This is a genomic window from Pelagibacterium xiamenense, from assembly GCF_021166475.1.
Classification (GTDB): domain Bacteria; phylum Pseudomonadota; class Alphaproteobacteria; order Rhizobiales; family Devosiaceae; genus Pelagibacterium; species Pelagibacterium xiamenense.
Map to the genome: position 1 here is coordinate 1,298,513 of NZ_JAJOYS010000001.1, position 16,794 is coordinate 1,315,306.

At 63.7% G+C, this 16,794-nt stretch carries 20 protein-coding genes; 6 read left to right on the top strand and 14 right to left on the bottom strand.

Annotated features, from left to right (window positions below; genetic code table 11):
* Positions 1-9 precede the first annotated feature (9 nt).
* A complete protein-coding gene (locus LSG43_RS06410; RefSeq protein WP_231802177.1) occupies positions 10-720 on the top strand; it encodes a D-lyxose/D-mannose family sugar isomerase in 711 nt (236 codons plus the stop codon).
* Here the strand turns inward: LSG43_RS06410 and LSG43_RS06415 are convergent.
* The gene (locus tag LSG43_RS06415) at positions 714-2,288 is read right to left on the bottom strand and encodes a serine hydrolase (RefSeq protein WP_231802179.1); all 1,575 of its coding nucleotides are present in this window, start codon (positions 2,286-2,288) and stop codon (positions 714-716) included. The genes LSG43_RS06410 and LSG43_RS06415 overlap by 7 nt on opposite strands.
* Positions 2,289-2,453: 165 nt before the next feature.
* On the opposite strand from LSG43_RS06415, the gene LSG43_RS06420 reads away from it, so the two are divergent.
* Together LSG43_RS06420 and LSG43_RS06425 are read left to right on the top strand one after the other, a co-directional pair.
* On the top strand, positions 2,454-3,593 hold the full coding sequence (locus LSG43_RS06420; RefSeq protein WP_231802181.1) for a PQQ-dependent sugar dehydrogenase: 1,140 nt from the start codon (positions 2,454-2,456) through the stop codon (positions 3,591-3,593).
* Between the two features lie 128 nt (positions 3,594-3,721).
* A complete protein-coding gene (locus LSG43_RS06425) occupies positions 3,722-5,272 on the top strand; it encodes a GNAT family N-acetyltransferase (RefSeq protein ID WP_231802183.1) in 1,551 nt (516 codons plus the stop codon).
* 21 nt (positions 5,273-5,293) lie between these two features.
* Here the strand turns inward: LSG43_RS06425 and LSG43_RS06430 are convergent, their stop codons facing one another.
* The 7 genes from LSG43_RS06430 to LSG43_RS06460 all read right to left on the bottom strand — a co-directional run bounded on the left by LSG43_RS06430 (position 5,294) and on the right by LSG43_RS06460 (position 9,275).
* Positions 5,294-5,776, bottom strand: a complete 483-nt coding sequence (locus LSG43_RS06430; RefSeq protein ID WP_231802185.1) for an SRPBCC domain-containing protein — start codon at positions 5,774-5,776, stop codon at positions 5,294-5,296.
* Positions 5,773-6,114, bottom strand: a complete 342-nt coding sequence (locus LSG43_RS06435) for an ArsR/SmtB family transcription factor (protein WP_231802187.1) — start codon at positions 6,112-6,114, stop codon at positions 5,773-5,775. Before LSG43_RS06435 ends, LSG43_RS06430 begins: the two co-directional genes overlap by 4 nt.
* Before the next feature lie 145 nt (positions 6,115-6,259).
* Positions 6,260-6,661: a GFA family protein gene (locus LSG43_RS06440; RefSeq protein ID WP_255714020.1), complete on the bottom strand. Its 402-nt coding sequence runs from the start codon at positions 6,659-6,661 to the stop codon at positions 6,260-6,262.
* A complete protein-coding gene (locus tag LSG43_RS06445) occupies positions 6,661-7,122 on the bottom strand; it encodes an SRPBCC family protein (protein WP_231802189.1) in 462 nt (153 codons plus the stop codon). The genes LSG43_RS06440 and LSG43_RS06445 overlap by 1 nt, the downstream gene beginning before the upstream one ends.
* Positions 7,106-7,453, bottom strand: a complete 348-nt coding sequence (locus LSG43_RS06450) for an ArsR/SmtB family transcription factor (RefSeq protein WP_231802191.1) — start codon at positions 7,451-7,453, stop codon at positions 7,106-7,108. The genes LSG43_RS06445 and LSG43_RS06450 overlap by 17 nt, the downstream gene beginning before the upstream one ends.
* A gap of 176 nt (positions 7,454-7,629) precedes the next feature.
* On the bottom strand, positions 7,630-8,904 hold the full coding sequence (locus tag LSG43_RS06455; protein WP_231802193.1) for an RNA polymerase sigma factor: 1,275 nt from the start codon (positions 8,902-8,904) through the stop codon (positions 7,630-7,632).
* Positions 8,901-9,275, bottom strand: a complete 375-nt coding sequence (locus LSG43_RS06460; protein ID WP_231802823.1) for a YciI family protein — start codon at positions 9,273-9,275, stop codon at positions 8,901-8,903. Before LSG43_RS06460 ends, LSG43_RS06455 begins: the two co-directional genes overlap by 4 nt.
* Positions 9,276-9,472: 197 nt before the next feature.
* On the opposite strand from LSG43_RS06460, the gene LSG43_RS06465 reads away from it, so the two are divergent.
* Positions 9,473-9,727 (top strand): hypothetical protein, encoded by a 255-nt coding sequence (locus LSG43_RS06465; protein ID WP_231802195.1) that lies wholly within the window; start codon positions 9,473-9,475, stop codon positions 9,725-9,727.
* 101 nt (positions 9,728-9,828) lie between these two features.
* Complete coding sequence (gene cfa, locus LSG43_RS06470) at positions 9,829-10,944, top strand: cyclopropane fatty acyl phospholipid synthase (protein WP_231802197.1); 1,116 nt, start codon at positions 9,829-9,831, stop codon at positions 10,942-10,944.
* A gap of 3 nt (positions 10,945-10,947) precedes the next feature.
* Here cfa and LSG43_RS06475 read toward each other — a convergent pair whose 3' ends face one another.
* The gene (locus tag LSG43_RS06475; RefSeq protein ID WP_231802199.1) at positions 10,948-11,562 is read right to left on the bottom strand and encodes a TetR/AcrR family transcriptional regulator; all 615 of its coding nucleotides are present in this window, start codon (positions 11,560-11,562) and stop codon (positions 10,948-10,950) included.
* A 95-nt stretch (positions 11,563-11,657) separates the two neighbouring features.
* Between LSG43_RS06475 and LSG43_RS06480 the strand changes: the two genes are divergently transcribed.
* Positions 11,658-12,404, top strand: a complete 747-nt coding sequence (locus LSG43_RS06480) for an SDR family NAD(P)-dependent oxidoreductase (protein ID WP_439652004.1) — start codon at positions 11,658-11,660, stop codon at positions 12,402-12,404.
* Positions 12,405-12,624: 220 nt separating this feature from the next.
* Here the strand turns inward: LSG43_RS06480 and LSG43_RS06485 are convergent, their stop codons facing one another.
* Genes LSG43_RS06485 through LSG43_RS06505 form a run of 5 tightly spaced genes read right to left on the bottom strand, consistent with a single transcriptional unit; the run spans position 12,625 to position 16,712 of the window.
* Positions 12,625-13,131, bottom strand: a complete 507-nt coding sequence (locus tag LSG43_RS06485; RefSeq protein ID WP_231802203.1) for a GAF domain-containing protein — start codon at positions 13,129-13,131, stop codon at positions 12,625-12,627.
* A gap of 11 nt (positions 13,132-13,142) precedes the next feature.
* Positions 13,143-13,895: an ABC transporter ATP-binding protein gene (locus tag LSG43_RS06490; protein ID WP_231802205.1), complete on the bottom strand. Its 753-nt coding sequence runs from the start codon at positions 13,893-13,895 to the stop codon at positions 13,143-13,145.
* Entirely contained in the window at positions 13,892-14,728 is an 837-nt protein-coding gene (locus LSG43_RS06495; protein ID WP_231802207.1) for an ABC transporter ATP-binding protein, read from the bottom strand. The genes LSG43_RS06490 and LSG43_RS06495 overlap by 4 nt, the downstream gene beginning before the upstream one ends.
* Complete coding sequence (locus tag LSG43_RS06500) at positions 14,725-15,630, bottom strand: ABC transporter permease (protein ID WP_231802209.1); 906 nt, start codon at positions 15,628-15,630, stop codon at positions 14,725-14,727. Before LSG43_RS06500 ends, LSG43_RS06495 begins: the two co-directional genes overlap by 4 nt.
* A complete protein-coding gene (locus tag LSG43_RS06505; RefSeq protein ID WP_439652005.1) occupies positions 15,630-16,712 on the bottom strand; it encodes an ABC transporter permease in 1,083 nt (360 codons plus the stop codon). Before LSG43_RS06505 ends, LSG43_RS06500 begins: the two co-directional genes overlap by 1 nt.
* Between the last annotated feature and the right edge of the window lie 82 nt (positions 16,713-16,794).

Consider the following 16,794-nt stretch of genomic DNA (forward strand, 5'->3'; position numbering starts at 1 on the left):
GAGGAGCCCATGAAACGCTCCCGCGTCAACGAAATCATCCGCCAGGGCGACGAATTCATCCGCTCGTTCGGCTACATCATGCCCCCCTTCGCCTATTTCTCGCCCGGCGAGATGAAGGACCGTCAGGCCGACATCCAGAACATCCTCAAAGCCGGGCTCGGCTGGGACGTGACCGACTACGGCCAGGGCGATTTCGACAATCTGGGGCTGTTCCTCTTCACTGTCCGCAATGGCGACGCCGCCGACCTCACCAGGGGGCGCGGCATGCTCTATGCCGAAAAGATCATGATCTCGCGCCACGATCAGATCTCTCCCATGCACCGGCACACGATCAAGGCCGAGGACATCATCAACCGCGGCGGCGCCAGGCTCGCGCTGCAGCTTTATAACGACGACGGCACCGACAAGGGCATCGACGAGGAAAGCGACGTCGTCGTCTATACCGACGGCATCAAGCGCACCTTGCCCGCCGGCGGCATCCTCGAGCTTTCGCCCGGCGAGAGCGTCACGCTCCTTCCCGGCAACTGGCACAAGTTCTGGGGTGAGGGCGGAGACGTCTTGATCGGGGAGGTCTCGACCGTCAACGACGACAGGACCGACAACACCTTCCTCGATCCCATCGGCCGGTTCTCGGACATCGAGGAAGACGAAGATCCCGTCCACCTGCTGGTTTCGGACTACGACAAGTGGTTCGGTGTCGGCGGCGGCTCGGGCTACTGAACCGCCTCTTCCATCCAGGTGCCCAGGCCGTCGGTGTCCAGATAGTCGATCCGCACGGTGCGCGCGCCATCCTCACGCTTGGCAAACGTCACGGACGAGCGCGAACCCCTCGGTGCGTTCTCGGTCCGTGGCGAGATGGCGAAGACGTCCTGCGCCCAGGGTTCGAGCCGGAACCGCTGCGGCGCGGGCCCAAGTTCGGCAACCAGCCCCTCTGCGTCTTCTGCAATCGTCAGCGGGCCGAAATAGGCATTCTCATAGGTGCCGACATAGAGTGAAGGGTCTGGGTTCTCCGGGGCGTCCGGAGGCGTGGGTAAACCGGCAAGGTCGCCGACCGGCGCCATATAGCCCTGCATCACCCCGTTGAAGCCCGCAAACCAGTCCCGCGAAGCCTCCCCGAACTGATACAGGTCAATGAAATAGGCGCCAATCGCCTCCGCTGCGCCCACGGGCCCGGCATTCGTCAGAACGACAATGCCCAGGTCGTCTCCCGGCAGCAACACGACGCGCGTTGCAGCGCCCAGAACGAACGCACCGGAATGCGAGAGCATGACGCGGCCGGTCGGCGTCACACCGACATTAAAGCCATATCCATAGGCATCGCTGCGCCCGTCCGCGGCCGGACTGGGCCCGCTGACGATCTGCGGCTGGACGGCAGGCAACAGGTCGTCCGGCGCAAAGACCTCGCGGCTCCCGGCGGTTCCCCCGCTGAGAACGAGGTTCAGCCAATTCGCCATATCGAGAACGTTAGTCGACAATCCGCCCGCAGGGGCCTGCGGGTCGGCGTCGCGTTCGAAAAGGGCGAGCGGCGCCCCGGTATCCATCGCATGAATGACCGCGCGGTTTTCCGCCGCCATATAGTCCGCATGCCGGTAGCTTGAGTGCGGCATCCCCACGGGTTCGAAGATATAGGCATCGGCCAGATCTTCCCACGCCATCCCCGCCGCCGCGGCGACGGCTTCGGCGCCGATGGTGATGCCGAAATTGGAATAGGCGTAGTCGAGCCTGAACCGGTCAAGTTCGTGCTCGAGAAGACGCGCAATGATGGTGTCGCGGTCGAAGCCCAGATCCTCGAGGTCGTCGCCCGCGGCGTGCGGCAGGCCGGATCGGTGCGCAAAGAAATCGCCGATCGTGGCATGATCCCGGACATAAGGGTCGCTCAGAGCCAGCGTCGGGAGGTGGCTGCTGGCAACATCATCCCAATCCACCTCGTTGTTGAAAACGGCAGCCGCCGCGACAGTGGCGCTCACCGGCTTGGAGACCGAAGCGGCCATGAAAACCGTCTCGGGGGTAATCGGGTCGCTGGTTCCGATTTCGCGGACGCCAAAACCCTCGGCAAAAACGAGCTCGCCATCATGGACCACCGCGACGGCAATACCGGGCACGCCGCTGCGTTCCATCGTATCTTCGACATAGGCCGGAAGCGCGGAGAGCGCCATGCCCAGCCGGCTTTCGGTAATTTCGGTGACATCGGCGCCCGGATAAGGTCCGGGAACGACGGTCTGGGCAAAAACCGGAACAGCCGCGAGAGCAGTGGCGGCAAAAAGGCAGATCAGGGAAGTTTTGTGCATAAAACTCAAGTATATAGTTGAGATGTCGAAACCCTAGGTTTCAGATGTTGAAAAACCATTACGCCATAATATCGGTTTGACTCGGCCGTCTTTACTTTGCGCGATATCGCGCGGCCGGACGGAACAGTGGCAGTGTTCATGTGTTGTCCGGGAGGAGGTTCTTTCATGATACGCACCATACTGGCCGGCCTGATCTGCGCGACCGCCCTTGCCGGGCCCGCCCAGGCCCAAACCTACGAAACCGACCTTGGCGCCGTGATCCTTGAAACCCACGTCGAAGGCCTCGAACACCCGTGGGGGCTCGCCTTCCTGCCGGACGGGGGCATGCTCGTCACCGAGCGTCCGGGCAGGCTGCGGCATGTCGCGGCCGACGGAACGATATCCGAGCCCATCACCGGCGTGCCACAGGTCGACAATCGCGGGCAGGGCGGGCTGCTCGACGTCGCGCTCGACCCCGATTTCGCCTCCAACCGGTTCGTCTATCTCAGCTATGCCGAACCCGGCCAGGGCGGCACGACCTCGACCGCCGTCGCACGCGGCACCCTGAGCGACGACACGACGACCCTCGGCGGCCTCGAGGTGATCTTCTCCCAGCGGCCCAAGGTGCAATCGACCTTGCACTACGGCTCACGGCTGGTTTTTGACGGCAATGGCCATCTCTTCATCACCACCGGCGAGCGGTCGGCGGACCGGTTCCGCGTCCAGGCGCAGGATCTCAACTCCCATCTGGGCAAGGTGATCCGGATCCACCCCGATGGCGCGGTGCCCCACGACAATCCCTTCGTCGGACAGCAAGGCGCATTGCCGGAAATCTGGTCGTACGGTCACCGCAACATCCAGGGTGCGGCCCTGCATCCCCAAACCGGCGCCCTCTGGATCAACGAGCACGGCCCGCGCGGCGGAGACGAGCTCAACCGCATCGAGAAAGGCGGCAATTACGGCTGGCCGCTGGTAACCGAAGGTACCGAATATTCCGGCGCGCCGATCGATCCGCCGGCGGATCTGCCCCCCGGTCTCATCGATCCGGTCGCCTTTTGGGTGCCGTCACCCGCACCTTCGGGGCTGACGTTCTACGATGGCGGCATGTTTCCGGCCTGGCAGGGCGATGCCTTCATGGGCGCGCTCGCGGGCACGAGCCTCATCCGCGTTGACATGGACGGCACCGGCGTTGTCGGGGAGGAGTTCATGTTCACCGAGCTCGGCATGCGCATCCGGGACGTCGTCGAAGGACCCGACGGCGCACTCTATCTCCTCACCGACGCCGCGAACGGCAAGGTCCTCCGCATTTCCCCTGCAGAGGGGTAGTCCGGGGGGCTTGGACAAGGGCGCGCCATCGCGTTACAAGCCCGCTCGACCTTGCCCGGTACCGCTCCGGCCAATAAGCTCGGCCGGCGGCGTTCCGCCTGCCACAAAGAACGAAGGAAACGCGCCCCGTGCCCGCAAAACTCGCGTCCAAGCCGCTTCTCGAAGTCCGCAACGCGACTGTTTCCGACATCCCCGACATCATCAAATTGGCCGCCCGCGTCTATCCCGACGAGGGGCCGTATCTCCCCGGCACCATCCGCGGCCAGATCAACGCCTTCCCCGAAGGCCAGTTCGTCGCCATTTACGACGGTGAGATCGTCGGCTATGCCGCCACGCTCCGGCTCGCCGAGCGCCAGATCTTCCGCCAGCACACCTGGGAAAACATTACCGGCGCGGGTTACGCGAGCCTTCACAACGCCAAGGGCGAATGGCTTTACGGTGTCGAGGTCTGCGTCGATCCCGGCCGCCGCCGCGCACGGATCGGCAAGCGGCTCTACGAGGCCCGCCAGCGACTGTGCGACGAACTCTGGCTCAAGGGTATCGCCTTCGGCGGCCGGCTGCCCGGCTACCGGCGCAACAAGAAGGATTACCCGCGCATCAAGGACTATTTCGAGGCCGTGCGGGACCGCGAGGTACGCGATCCGGTCGCGAGCTTCCAGATGAAGCTCGGCTTTGAGGCCGAAATGCTCCTGCGCAACTATCACCCCGAGGACGCCGCGTCGGGTGGACACGCAGCGCTTATGGTCTGGCGCAACCCGCGCTACGATCCCGAGGATGAGCAGCGGCCCGCCCATATGCGGTCCAAGGAAACCGTGCGCGTTACGACCGTGCAGCTCGAAGCGCGGCGGTTCCCGAACGCCGAGGCCTTCTTCGAGCACATGCAGTATTTCGTAGAGGTCGCCGCCGATTACGGCTCGGATTTCATCGCCTTCCCCGAACTCCTGACCCTCATGCTCCTCTCGAGCGAGCCCGAGCGTCCGCCGCACGAGGCGGTCAAGCGCCTGACCGAATACACCCCCGAATTCGTCGAGCGCATGCAGAAGATGGCGCTTGCCTGGAACATCAACATCATCGGCGGCTCGCACCCCACCATCACCGACGATGGCGACATTCAGAACGTCTGCTACGTCTTTCTGCGCGACGGCACCATCCACGCCCAGGAAAAGATGCACCCGACCCCCGACGAGCGGGATTACTGGGGCATCGTCGGCGGCGATACGGTCGACGTCATCGATACCGATTGCGGCCCCATCGGTGTGATGATCTGCTACGACGCCGAATTCCCCGAAGTCGCCCGGCGCCTTGCCGACCAGGGCGCGCGGATCATGTTCGTGCCCTATTGCACCGACACCCGTCAGGGGCACCTGCGCGTCCGCTATTGCTGTCAGGCGCGCACCATCGAAAACCAGTGCTACGTCGTCACCTCCGGGATCACCGGCAACCTCGCCAATGTCGATAACCTCGACATCAACTACGCCCACTCGGCCATCCTCACCCCCTCGGACATGCCCTTCGCCCGCGACGGCATCGCAGCCGAAGCGAGCGAGAACGTCGAGATGGTCGTTGTGGCCGATCTCAACGTCTCGACTTTGCAGTGGGCACGCGCGCAGGGCGCCGTGCGCAACCTGCGCGACCGGCGCTTCGATCTTTATCGGGTGCGCTGGAAAGACGGCGGGTAGGTTATCTCCGGCGGGATTGCGTCACTGGGCTGTCGCCCCCTCCGCGTCAGCCCCGGTAAACTCCCGCTCGAGATTGCGCAGCGCGGCGGTAAGACCGTTGCGGTTGCCGCGGACCATGTCCTCGCCGGCAAAGGATGCAACCTGCGCGGTCACATCGAGCCGGGTTGCCGCGCCTTGCGCGGTGAGCTCGAAACTGATGAGCGAGGCCGAAAGCTGGCCTTCAGTTCCTGAGACCATCTCGCTGAAGACGATGTGACGGTCCTGGGCGATGGCCAGATAGCGGGTCTCGACGCGGAACATCAGGTTGCCTCGCGGCCCGCATCTGCTGATTTCCAATCCGCCGACGCGGAAATCGGCATTCTCGAATTCCAGCGCCTCGTCGTTTGGCGCGCCCCAACGCATCCGGGCTTCGGTGTCCGAAAGCGCATGGAAAAGGCGTGCCGGCGCAACCGGGTATGTACGGTCGAGCGTGATGGTCGCGTGGGCGATGGCATTGCTGGTCATTGTTGTCCTCCGGTTTCATTTTCGGCAAGGAAGTCGCCCAGTCGGTCTAGCCGCTGGCTCCAGAGCGTGCGGCGCTCGTTGATCCAATCCTCGGCCCGCCCGAGCGCGTCGGGCTCGATCTGGCACGTGCGGACGCGGCCCACCTTCTTTGTTGTGACGAGCCCGGACTCTTCGAGCACCGCAAGGTGTTGCATCACCGCGGGCAGGGACATGGGCAACGGCTTGGCCAGTTCGGAGACCGACGCCGGTCCGTCCGTGAGCCGTTCGAGCATTTGGCGCCGCACCGGGTCGGCTAATGCGTGAAATGTCTGATCGAGTAGGTCTAAATTGTTAAGCATATGCTTAACTATCATCCCATCGACCGACGGTCAAGCCAAAGGCAGCGGTGGACGGGATGGCGAGCGCATCCGCGAAGCGGGGTGTGCATGAGGAAACGCCGCGCGGCGTTTCCTCTTGAAGGTGCTTGGGAAAGAGGGACCGGCCTCAGAGGTGGCCGGTATAAGCGGGAACCCGTTCCCATGTGTCGTGCTGCCCGTCCTCGTATACGACCGGCACGTCATCGAGCGCTTGGGGTGAGACATCGTCAAGACAGGCGACATTGACCGCGATCATGGGGCCGCCGAGTTCGGCCATCGTAAAGCTGCCGAACGGCTTGACCCCGCACCGGGTGCAGAACCGGTGATGAATGATGTGGCCCCCAAATGTGTAGTCGGCCAGCATGTCCGCGCCCGTTTCGAGCGTGAAATCGCCTGCCGGAATGACAGCCTTCCAGAACCGCGATTTCCGGCAGCTCGAGCAATTGCACCGGCTCGTCTCCCTGGTGAGATCGATCCGGGCGCTGAAGGTCACAGCGCCGCAATGGCAGCTTCCGCGATGGACCGTCATTATGCGGCCCCGCCAATGAAAGTCTCCAGACGCTCGAACGCTTCGCTCCAGCCCTCGGCGTGGCTCTCGCGGCTTCCCGCGTCGCTGAACGGCGCCTGGTGAAACGTCATGCGCGTCTTGCCGCCGGTATCCTCGAACGTGAGGGTGATGATTGTATCGAGTGCATCCGCCTCGTCCCAGCGGAACGTCATGACGATACGCTCCGGCTCGACGAGTTCGCGGTAGGTGCCCGTGTGCCAGTAGCTCTCCCCCGTCTGGCGGTTCTTGAGGCAGCCACGATAGCTCCCGCCAACTCTGGCCTCCCCATCGAACGAGACGGCAGGGGCCTCATGGGGGCCGAACCAGCGCACCACACGGGCAGGGTCGGTCCAGGCGCTGAAGACGAGTTCGCGCGGAGCATCGAACTCGCGCACGATTGTGAGGGTTTGGGCGTCCGTTTCAGCATTAGCTGCGAGGGCCATCGGGATCTCCTTTTTGAATATCGTCGAGGTAGTCATCGAGCCGATCGAAGCTTCCGTCCCAGAATTTGCGATACGCTTCGAGCCATTCGGCTACGCCGCGCAGCGGCGCGCCCTCGAGCCTGCAAGGCCGCCATTGCGCGGTTCGGCTGCGTGAAATCAACCCGGCCTTCTCCAGCACCTTGAGATGTTTTGAGACCGCCGGAAGCGTCATCTCGAACGGCTCCGCAAGGGCGTTCACGCTCGCCTCGCCCCGGCTCAACCGGGCGAGAATTGCGCGGCGCGTGGGGTCGGCGAGCGCCGAAAACACCTGGCTCAAGGGATCATGCGTCATTTCTTATTATACCAGTGAGATAACTAACCTAGTGGTTTAATACAGAAGACGGGTTCATGAGTCAAGCGAAGCTGCAAGCGCCGCGATGAATCAATTTGTCAGTGCAAAATCAATAGATTGCGGGGTTTTTCGGATTCAGGCGCGCAGGCACCTGAATCACAATGAGAGGTCGCCCACTAGGGATAAACGAACCGCCCTGAACGGCCGCGGGCTTCCAGCTTGTCGATATGAAGCCGGATGTGGGTCGCTTCGGCGGTCGTCGTCGCCCGCGCCATCGCCTTGTCGAAGGCTTCACGCGCTTCCTTGTCGCGCTTGAGCTCCATCAGCAGCCCGCCACGCAGGCCGTGGAAATAGAAATAGCCCGAAAGCGCCTCTTCGAGCGGATCGATGAGATCGAGCGCAGCCTGCGGACCTTTGACTTTCGAAAGCGCGACCGCCCGGTTGAGTGTGACCACCGGCGAGGGCTGCATCCGCTCGAGCGCGCGGTAAAGCAGTTCGATCTGCACCCAGTCGGTATCGGCCGCGCGCTTGGCTTCCGCGTGGAGCGCCGCAATGGCGGCCTGGATCTGGAAGGGCCCGGGCCGTCCATGACGCATCGCTTTTTCGACGAGGCTGAGCCCCTCGGTGATCATCGTGCGATCCCAGAGGTCCCGGTCCTGGTCCTCCATCAATATGATGTGCCCGTCCGCATCGAACCGGGCGCTTTCGCGCGAGCCCTGCAAGAGCATGAGCGCGAGCAGGCCCATGAGTTCGGGTTCTGCCGGGAAGAGCCCCAGCAACAGCCGCCCCAGCCGAATGGCTTCCTCGCAGAACGGCTTGGCGTTCTCACCCCGCTCGCTGGCCGAGGAATACCCCTCGTTGAAAACGAGATAGACCATCGCCGCGACCGCCCCCAGCCGCTCGGCGCGCTCTGTGGCATCGGGCGTATCGAAGGCGACGCCAGCCTTGGCGATGCGCCCTTTGGCGCGGGTGATGCGCTGCTCCATCGCCGCTTCGGAGACAAGAAACGCGCGCGCGATCTGCTTGACCGAAAGCCCCGAAACCACCCGCAGCGCCAGCGCGATCTGGCCCGTGGCGGGAAGCTCGGGATGGCAGCAGACGAACAGGAGCCGCAGGATATCGTCGCGATAGTGCGATTCGTCCAACCGGTCCGCGATCGCGCTTTCCGCGTCTTCAGTGTCCGAAAGCACGGCCTCGTCGGGCAGGGCAGTATGCCGCGCGCGCTTGCGCAAGACATCGATGCCGGTATTGCGCCCCACGAAAATCAGCCACGCTGCCGCATCGCGCGGGGGGCCATTCTTGGGCCACGCCGTCAGCGCCCTGAGCGAGGCCTCCTGAAAGGCCTCCTCGGCAAGATCGAGATCGCGGAAATACCGGTAGAGCGCGGCGACGGCCTTCGCCCGCGCGCCGTTGATTGCGATCCCGATCCAGCCTGTGTCGTCCTGGTTCATCCGGCTAAGGCTCCTGGCGCGTAAAAGGACACCGGCCGGATTTCATAGGCGCCGGTCCCCGGATTGGCTTCGGCCAGCTCCCGCACGAAGCCGACCACCTCCTCGAGGCTCTCGCCCTCCACGACATAAAAGCCCAGGAACTGTTCCTTGGTTTCGGCAAAGGGGCCGTCGAGGACCAGCGGCTCGCCGGCCGTCTTGCGCAGTGTGGTTGCGGATGTCGTCGGCAGGAGCCGTGCGACGGGGCCGAGCGTACCCTTGTCGATGAGCGGCTTCTGAACGGCCAGCAGGTCCCCCATGACCTTCTTGTCCTCTTCCTCGGTCCATGTGCCGACAACGGTTTCATCGTTGTAGCAAAGGATGGCGTAAAGCATGTGCGGTCCCTTCTTGCTTCGAGGACGTTCGGCCATCGCCGTGTCCCGACATGGCGAACGAAAAGATTTCGCGCCCTCGGCGCGCGGGCTCACTGTGACGCCAAAACCGGATCGGGACCAGAGGGTTGAAAACACGCAACCAAATGCGCACTTCGAACGTTGGAATAGCGGTTAGCTATGTGCGTAAGGGGTGCGCAATGTCGATCACACGCAGCGAAATGGAAACGATCCTCGGGCCGGTCGACGACCAGATGGCCACCGAAATTCTCTCCGTCGGTGCGTCGGCCCAAGAGCTCGCGCGGGCACTTTTCTGGGTGAACGCCGACGAGGCGTTCGTCAACGACGGCGCGCACATGCCCACCGGCAAAGTTGCCGAACTGATCGAGATCCTCGAAAGCGCTGAGTTCGAAGACGAATACGGTCCCGGTCCCGCAACGGTTCCCGAGCCATGAGGACCATGCCCAATCACGGGTCTGGACAAGTTGGGGAAAATCAACTTGAAATAGGCATGGAACGCGCGACCGCGCGGGGGCAATTCTTAAAACATTTTTCCATGTCATCCAGATTCAAAAGCTTCATCACCGACTTGCTTCGGCAGGCCGACATTACCATCGGCGGCGACAGACCCTGGGACATTCAGGTGCATGACGAGCGCCTTTATTCGCGCGTCATGACGCAAGGCTCCCTCGGGTTGGGCGAAGCCTATATGGACGGCTGGTGGGATTGCGAGTCGGTCGACCAGTTCCTCTACCGCGTCCTGACGTCCGATCTGCCGTCCAAGGTCAAGATCGACCCCGGCCTGGCGCTGCTGACGCTCAAGGCGATCATATTCAACCCCCAGCGTGCCCGTGCGCGCGAGGTCGGCGAAAAGCACTACGACATCGGCAACGACCTCTATGCCCGCATGCTCGATCCGCGCATGATCTATTCGTGCGGCTACTGGCGCGAAGCGGACAATCTCGCCGACGCGCAGGAAGCCAAGCTCGACCTCATCTGCCGCAAGATCGGGCTCAAGGAGGGCCAGACCGTGCTCGATATCGGCTCGGGCTGGGGCGGCTTCCTCAAATTCGCCGCCGAGCGCTACGGCGTCAAAGGCATCGGCATTACTGTCTCCAAGGAGCAGGCGCGCTACGCCAACGACACCCGCGGCAACCTGCCGATTGAAACCCGGCTCATGGACTACATGGACCTCGATGGACAGTTCGACCGCATCGTATCGATCGGCATGTTCGAGCATGTGGGCTACAAGAACTACGCGCCCTATTTCGCCAAGGTGCGCGATCTTCTGACCGATGACGGGCTTTTCCTCCTGCACACCATCGGCGGCACGCTCTCGCGCCGTTCGGGCGATCCCTGGATCGAGAAATACGTCTTCCCCAACGGCATGCTGCCCTCGCCCAAGCAGGTGACGACGGCCGTCGAGGGCAAGCTCGTCATGGAAGACTGGCACAATTTCGGGCCCGACTACGACAAGACCCTGATGGCCTGGCTTTCCAATTTCGACAAGGCCTGGCCCGAGCTTCGGGACGCCTACGGGGATCGCTTCGGGCGCATGTGGCGCTACTACCTGCAGTGCTGCGCGGCCATCTTCCGGGCGCGCTGGATTCACCTCTGGCAGGTCGTCTATTCCAAGGACGGCATCAAGGGCGGCTACGACAGTATCCGCTAAGGCTCATCCCGCCGCCGGCGCCGCCAGCGCGTCCCACGCCGCCATCGCCCCGTCGACGACGGCGTTGAGCGCGGCGCACGACGCTCCGTCGACGGCCTGAACCGAGAGGCCCTGGCTGACGGTCGTATAAAACTGCGCCATCTTCGCCGCGTCCGCACCGGCGGGCACGTCGCCCTCCGCGATGCCCCGCTCGATCCGGAGCCGCATGTGTTCTTCCCCCGACCGGCGGGTTTCCGAAAGGAAGGCGCGAATCTCTTCGTTCTCGGCTGTCCCCAACAGCGAAGCCATGACGATCATGCACCCGCGCGGCGTATCGGCCCCGGTGCAGGACTGCGCGTTGTAGCGCAGCACCGCCTCGATTGAGGCGCGCGCCGTCGGTTCGGACGCCAGCGCCGCTTCGATCGGCGCACCGACGGTGCTGTCGTAAAGCCCGATCGCCTCGCGGAACAGCGCCTCTTTAGACCCGAAGGCTGCATAAAGGCTGGGCCTGTTGATGCCCATCGCCTCTGTCAGATCCCCCAGCGAGGCCCCCTCATAGCCATAGCGCCAGAATAATATCATCGCGCTGCGAAGCGCTTTTTCCCTGTCAAAGCTTCTCGGACGGCCGCGGTCTACCATCTACGTTTCCTTTTGTACCGGCCAGTAAATAAATCGCTTGACCCGGTTGTGCAAGCCCGCTAGTCATTGTGTACCGACAGGTACAAAAATGGAGCATGGCAATGAACGATCTTTCAGGCCGGGTCGCACTGGTGACCGGTGGCAGCCGCGGCATGGGTGCGGCAACCGCGCTGGCCCTCGCGGAGCGGGGTGCCGACGTGGCGGTCACCTACCTCAATTCCGCGCAAAAGGCGGAGGCCGTCATAGCGCAGATCGAGGCCCTGGGCCGGCGGGGCAGGGCCATCCGGGCCGATAGCGCGGACCCCGACCAGATCGTCGATGCCGTCAACGCGACGGCGGACGCCTTCGGGCGGCTCGACATCCTCGTGAACAACGCGGGTATCTTCAAGCTCGCGCCGGTCGAGGAATTTACCCGCGAGGACGTCGAACGCATGCTCGGCACCCACGTCAATGGCGTGTTCCTCGCCTCCCAGGCGGCGGCACGGCGCATGGCAGACGGCGGGCGGATCATCTCGATTGGCTCGTCCCTGGCCCGGCACGCGCCCGGACCGGGCTTCTCGCTCTATTCGATGAGCAAATCGGCCTTGATCGGGTTCACCAAGGGGCTGGCGCGCGATCTGGGGCCGCGCGGCATCACCGTCAACACCATCGATCCCGGTTCGACCGATACCGACATGAACCCTGCCGACGGTCCCTTCGCCGACGAAGGCCGCAGCATCATCCCGCTGGGCCGCTACTGCGCGCCCGGGGACATCGCGGCGATGGTCGTCCACCTTGCAGGCAAGGGCGGGGCCAACATCACCGGGGCATCGATCGCCATAGATGCGGGCGTCAACGCCTGAACGCCCCGAGAGGCTCGGCCCGGAGAGGCGGGGCTAATTCGTCTCGTGCCTGCGCTGTCGCCAGCGCAGGCGAACAGAACGCGCTTGCTGCCTGGCACCGTGCGTCGGCGGGCGAGCGTATAGCATTCGAGCAGCTTTGCCGCGACGCTGGCGTTGCTTTTGCTCCCGGTCCTGAAATCGCCGACGGCACCAGCGTCGAGCCGCGGACCGCGGAGGGGAGCTAAGTCAGCGGCCGTCGCGTCAAAAGGCACGCCAGCTTGGCGGGTACCGAAAGATAGGTCTCGATCGCTGCGACGCGCTCAGGCGTATAGTGCCCCTCGACATCGAGCATATTGACCGTCGCCACCAGCTCGTCGCCCAGCACCACCGGCAAATTGACCACCGACTGGCACCCCAGCGAGTCGATAAGCGCGTAATCGGGAAACACATCGGCAATCGCATCGATCGTATTGGCAACGAACGTCCGGCGCTCCTTGTGCACCACGTCGAACCAGGAATTATGGACGATCGGCTTGGTGCCCGCGCCGGGATAGTTCACCGTGTCGCTCGTATAGGCACGCCGCGCCAGACCGGCCGGCATATCCACCGTCATCACGGTAAAAAGCTTCGCCCCGGCAACAGCATCGGCAAGCCCGTGCAGCGCGGCAAAAACCGCATCATCGCTGCTGGCTTTGGCAATGGCGGTATCGAAGGCGCGCAGCGGCGCGGCGACGTCTGGGTAGGTCATTTCGGTCTATCCTAACTGGCAAGAACGGGCGTTGGTCCGCCCGACGCGGCGAAAAGCTCGCGGGAGTAGGGGTCTTTGAATGCGCCGGTCTTGAGCATCTCCACCGTCGCGGTCTCGACAATCCGCCCGTGACGCATCACCGCCAGCCGGTCGCACATGAACGAAACCACGGGCAGATTGTGCGTCACCATCAAATAGGTGAGGTTTTGCTCGCGCCGCAGGCGCTTCAAAAGATTGAGGATTTCAGCCTGGATCGAAACATCGAGCGCCGATGTGGGCTCATCGAGCAGCAGGATCCTGGGCTCCAGCATCAACGCCCGCGCAATCGCCACCCGCTGGCGCTGCCCGCCCGAAAGCTGGTGCGGATACCGGAACCGGAACCGCCGGTCGAGCCCCACCGCTTCAAGCATCGCCTCCACCCGGTTGCCCCGGTCGCCAATCCCGTGAATGGCAAGCGGTTCGGCCAGCGTCGCATCGATGGTCTTGCGCGGATGGATCGAGCCGTACGGATCCTGGAACACCATCTGGCACGTCCGCACCACCGCATTGTCGATCCCATGGCTGCGCGGCGTATCGAAGACCGAGATGCTCCCGGTCCATTCCGGCGCAAGCCCCGCAATCGCGCGCAGCACCGTCGTTTTCCCCGACCCGCTTTCCCCCACAAGCGCAAAGCTCTCGCCCTCCGCAATCTCGAGGCTCACCCCTTCGGTGATCTGCGTGTCGCCATAGGAAATGGCGAGGTCTTTCAGCGTGATCGCGCTCATGTGCCGCCCCAGCTTGCCCGGTCGAGAACCGGCAGTTCCTCGCGGCTCTCGTCGATTGTCGGCATCGCCGCCAGCAGCCCGCGCGTATAAGGATGCGTCGCGTTGTGCAATTCGCTCGCAACGCAGGTCTCCACGATCTCCCCGGCGTTCATCACGACGATCCGGTCGCAATAGCGCGCCACGAGGTTGAGGTCGTGGCTGATGAGCATAAGCCCCATGCCCTTGGATCTGATCAGATCGTCGATAATGTCGAGCACCTGCGCCTGTACCGAAACGTCGAGCGCCGACGTCGGCTCGTCCGCGATCAAAAGGTCCGGCTCGGGAATGAGCATCATCGCGATCATGATGCGCTGCCCCATGCCGCCCGAAACCTCGTGCGGATAAAGCCCCGCAACCCGCCCGGGATCGTTGATCCGCACCGCCTCGAGCATCGAAAGCACGCGCGCCCGGATTTCACTGCCCGGCAGCCTTGTGTGAAACTTCAGCGCCTCCGCGATCTGGTCCCCCACCGTAATCACCGGATTGAGCGAGAATTTCGGGTCCTGCATCACCATCGAGATCCGCGCGCCCCGTATCGCGCGCATCTGTTTTTCCGACCGGCTCAGAATATCGATGCCGTCGAAATCCAGCCTGTCGGCGGTCACCCGTCCCGGCGCGCGGATGAGCTTTAGGACAGACCGCCCGGTCATCGACTTGCCCGACCCGGACTCCCCGACAATCCCCAGCCGCTCGCGCCCGACGGTAAACGATATCCCCTTGACCACCTCGACCCGGCCATGCGGCGTCGGAAACGAGACCCGGAGGTTCTGAACGTCCAGAAGCGGCCGGCTCATCCCTTGTCTCCCTGCTTGGGATCGAGCACATCGCGCAGCCCGTCGCCTAGAAAGCAGAACCCGAGGCTCACGAGGATGATCGCAAAGCCCGGCATCGTCGCGACCCACCACTGGTCGAGAATGAACGTTCGCCCCCGCGAGATCATCGCGCCCCATTCGGGCAGCGGCGGCTGGGCGCCCAGCCCGATGAACCCGAGCCCCGCCGCCGTCAAAATGATCCCCGCCATATCGAGCGTCACCCGGATGATCATCGAGGAGGTGCACAAGGGCAGCACATGCCGCACGATGATCCGCGCCGGCGAACCGCCTTGCAGCCGCACCGCATCGATAAACTCCGAATTGCGGAACGTGAGCGTTTCCGCCCGCGAAATGCGCGCGTAAGCCGGCCACGCCGTGATGGCAATCGCGATAATCGCGTTGTTGATCCCCGGCCCGAGCGCCGCGACAAAGGCGAGCGCGAGGATGAGCTTGGGCATAGAGAGGAAGATGTCGGTGATCCCCATCAGGGCCCGGTCGATCCAGCCGCCGAAATACCCCGCTATCGCACCGATCACCAGCCCCACCGGCGCCGCGATGACCGCGACGAGCAACACGATGGTCAATGTGATCTGCGAGCCGTAGATAACGCGTGAATAGATGTCGCGGCCCAGCTCGTCCGTGCCCATCAAGTGCTCGGCGCTGGGCGGCAACAGCCGGTCCTGCAGCGACTGGCCGACCGGCGAATAAGGCGCGATCCACGGCGCGAAGATCGCCGTCAGGACAAGCGCCAGAACGATGGCCGCGCCCACCGCTGCCAGCGGGTTGCGCAATAGCATGCCGGTGATGCGGTAAAGCCGGCCAAGATTGGCCTGAAGCCGCGAGGTGGGGGAGTCGGCGAGAAGCCAGGCGCGTGCGGATGCCATCAGCGGGCCCTCGGGTCGAGGACGCGATAGAGCACGTCCGAGATCTTGTTGATGAATATGAACACCGCGCCGATCACCAGCGTCGCGCCGAGCACGGCGTTCATGTCCGCGTTGAGAAGTGCCGTTGTGAGGTAGTTGCCGATCCCCGGCCAGGAAAAGACCGTCTCGACCATCACCGAACCCTCAAGCAGCGCCGCGTAGGAAAGCCCGATCACGGTAATGAGCTGTATGCGGATCGGGTAGAACGCGTGCCGCCAGATGACGACGCGCTCGGGCACGCCCTTGACCCGCGCGGTGGTGACGAACTCCTGGCTGAGCTGGTCGAGCATGAACGATCGCGTCATGCGCGCGATATAGGCGAGAGAGAAGAACCCCAGTACCGATGCGGGGAGGATGAGGTGGTCGAGCGCGTTCCAGAAGATGTCGTAATCCCCGGCAATCAGCGTATCGACAAGCATCAGCCCGGTGACGGGTGGGACGAGCCCGTCATAAAAGATGTCGAGCCGCCCCGGCCCGCTTGCCCAGCGCAGGCGCGCATAAAAGACCGCCAGCCCGACGAGCCCGAGCCAGAACGCCGGCACCGAATAGCCTAAAAGCCCGAAGACGCGGATCGTCTGGTCGACCCAGCTGCCTTGCCGCGCCGCCGCCACGACGCCCATGGGAACCCCGATCGCGATGCCCATCAGAATGCCGATGGTCGCCATTTCGAGCGTGGCGGGGAAAACGCGCGCGAGGTCGGAGATCACCGGACGCCCGGTCGAGACCGACATCCCGAAATCGCCTGTCAGAACGTCCGTGACATAGTCGAGGAACTGGACGGGCAGGGGACGGTCGAGCCCCATCTCGATCCGCGCGGCCTCGTAAACCGCCGGCGTCGCGCGGTCGCCGACAACCGCGAGCACCGGGTCGATGGGGATAACCCGGCCGATGAAGAAGGTTATCGCCAGAAGCCCCAGAAAGGTGAGGGCGATGGTTACCACGAACCAGACGAACGACCCTGCTGTCTTGAGCGCACGGCGCCCCTTCTGTCCGGGGAGCGCAGGCGTGGCGCTTGCGGGTTCTGTCGTCGGCTCGAAGGACACTGCGTCGGTTTCCCCTTTTACAGCAATGGCTTGCCGCTTCCGGGCGGCGGTTCGCCCGGACACGTTTTTGTCATATTTCCTC

Bases quoted from the DNA above. Each gene is read 5' to 3' on its own strand.
- LSG43_RS06480 (WP_439652004.1), top strand. From the start codon at position 11,658: ATGGCAATGAACGATCTTTCAGGCCGGGTCGCACTGGTGACCGGTGGC.
- LSG43_RS06415 (WP_231802179.1), bottom strand. From the start codon at position 2,288: ATGCACAAAACTTCCCTGATCTGCCTTTTTGCCGCCACTGCTCTCGCG.
- LSG43_RS06495 (WP_231802207.1), bottom strand. From the start codon at position 14,728: ATGAGCCGGCCGCTTCTGGACGTTCAGAACCTCCGGGTCTCGTTTCCG.
- LSG43_RS06450 (WP_231802191.1), bottom strand. From the start codon at position 7,453: ATGACGCATGATCCCTTGAGCCAGGTGTTTTCGGCGCTCGCCGACCCC.
- LSG43_RS06485 (WP_231802203.1), bottom strand. From the start codon at position 13,131: ATGACCTACCCAGACGTCGCCGCGCCGCTGCGCGCCTTCGATACCGCC.
- LSG43_RS06430 (WP_231802185.1), bottom strand. From the start codon at position 5,776: ATGACCAGCAATGCCATCGCCCACGCGACCATCACGCTCGACCGTACA.
- LSG43_RS06420 (WP_231802181.1), top strand. From the start codon at position 2,454: ATGATACGCACCATACTGGCCGGCCTGATCTGCGCGACCGCCCTTGCC.
- LSG43_RS06445 (WP_231802189.1), bottom strand. From the start codon at position 7,122: ATGGCCCTCGCAGCTAATGCTGAAACGGACGCCCAAACCCTCACAATC.
- LSG43_RS06460 (WP_231802823.1), bottom strand. From the start codon at position 9,275: ATGCTTTACGCCATCCTTTGCTACAACGATGAAACCGTTGTCGGCACA.
- cfa (WP_231802197.1), top strand. From the start codon at position 9,829: ATGTCATCCAGATTCAAAAGCTTCATCACCGACTTGCTTCGGCAGGCC.
- LSG43_RS06410 (WP_231802177.1), top strand. From the start codon at position 10: ATGAAACGCTCCCGCGTCAACGAAATCATCCGCCAGGGCGACGAATTC.
- LSG43_RS06435 (WP_231802187.1), bottom strand. From the start codon at position 6,114: ATGCTTAACAATTTAGACCTACTCGATCAGACATTTCACGCATTAGCC.
- LSG43_RS06490 (WP_231802205.1), bottom strand. From the start codon at position 13,895: ATGAGCGCGATCACGCTGAAAGACCTCGCCATTTCCTATGGCGACACG.
- LSG43_RS06455 (WP_231802193.1), bottom strand. From the start codon at position 8,904: ATGAACCAGGACGACACAGGCTGGATCGGGATCGCAATCAACGGCGCG.
- LSG43_RS06465 (WP_231802195.1), top strand. From the start codon at position 9,473: ATGTCGATCACACGCAGCGAAATGGAAACGATCCTCGGGCCGGTCGAC.
- LSG43_RS06500 (WP_231802209.1), bottom strand. From the start codon at position 15,630: ATGGCATCCGCACGCGCCTGGCTTCTCGCCGACTCCCCCACCTCGCGG.
- LSG43_RS06475 (WP_231802199.1), bottom strand. From the start codon at position 11,562: ATGGTAGACCGCGGCCGTCCGAGAAGCTTTGACAGGGAAAAAGCGCTT.
- LSG43_RS06440 (WP_255714020.1), bottom strand. From the start codon at position 6,661: ATGACGGTCCATCGCGGAAGCTGCCATTGCGGCGCTGTGACCTTCAGC.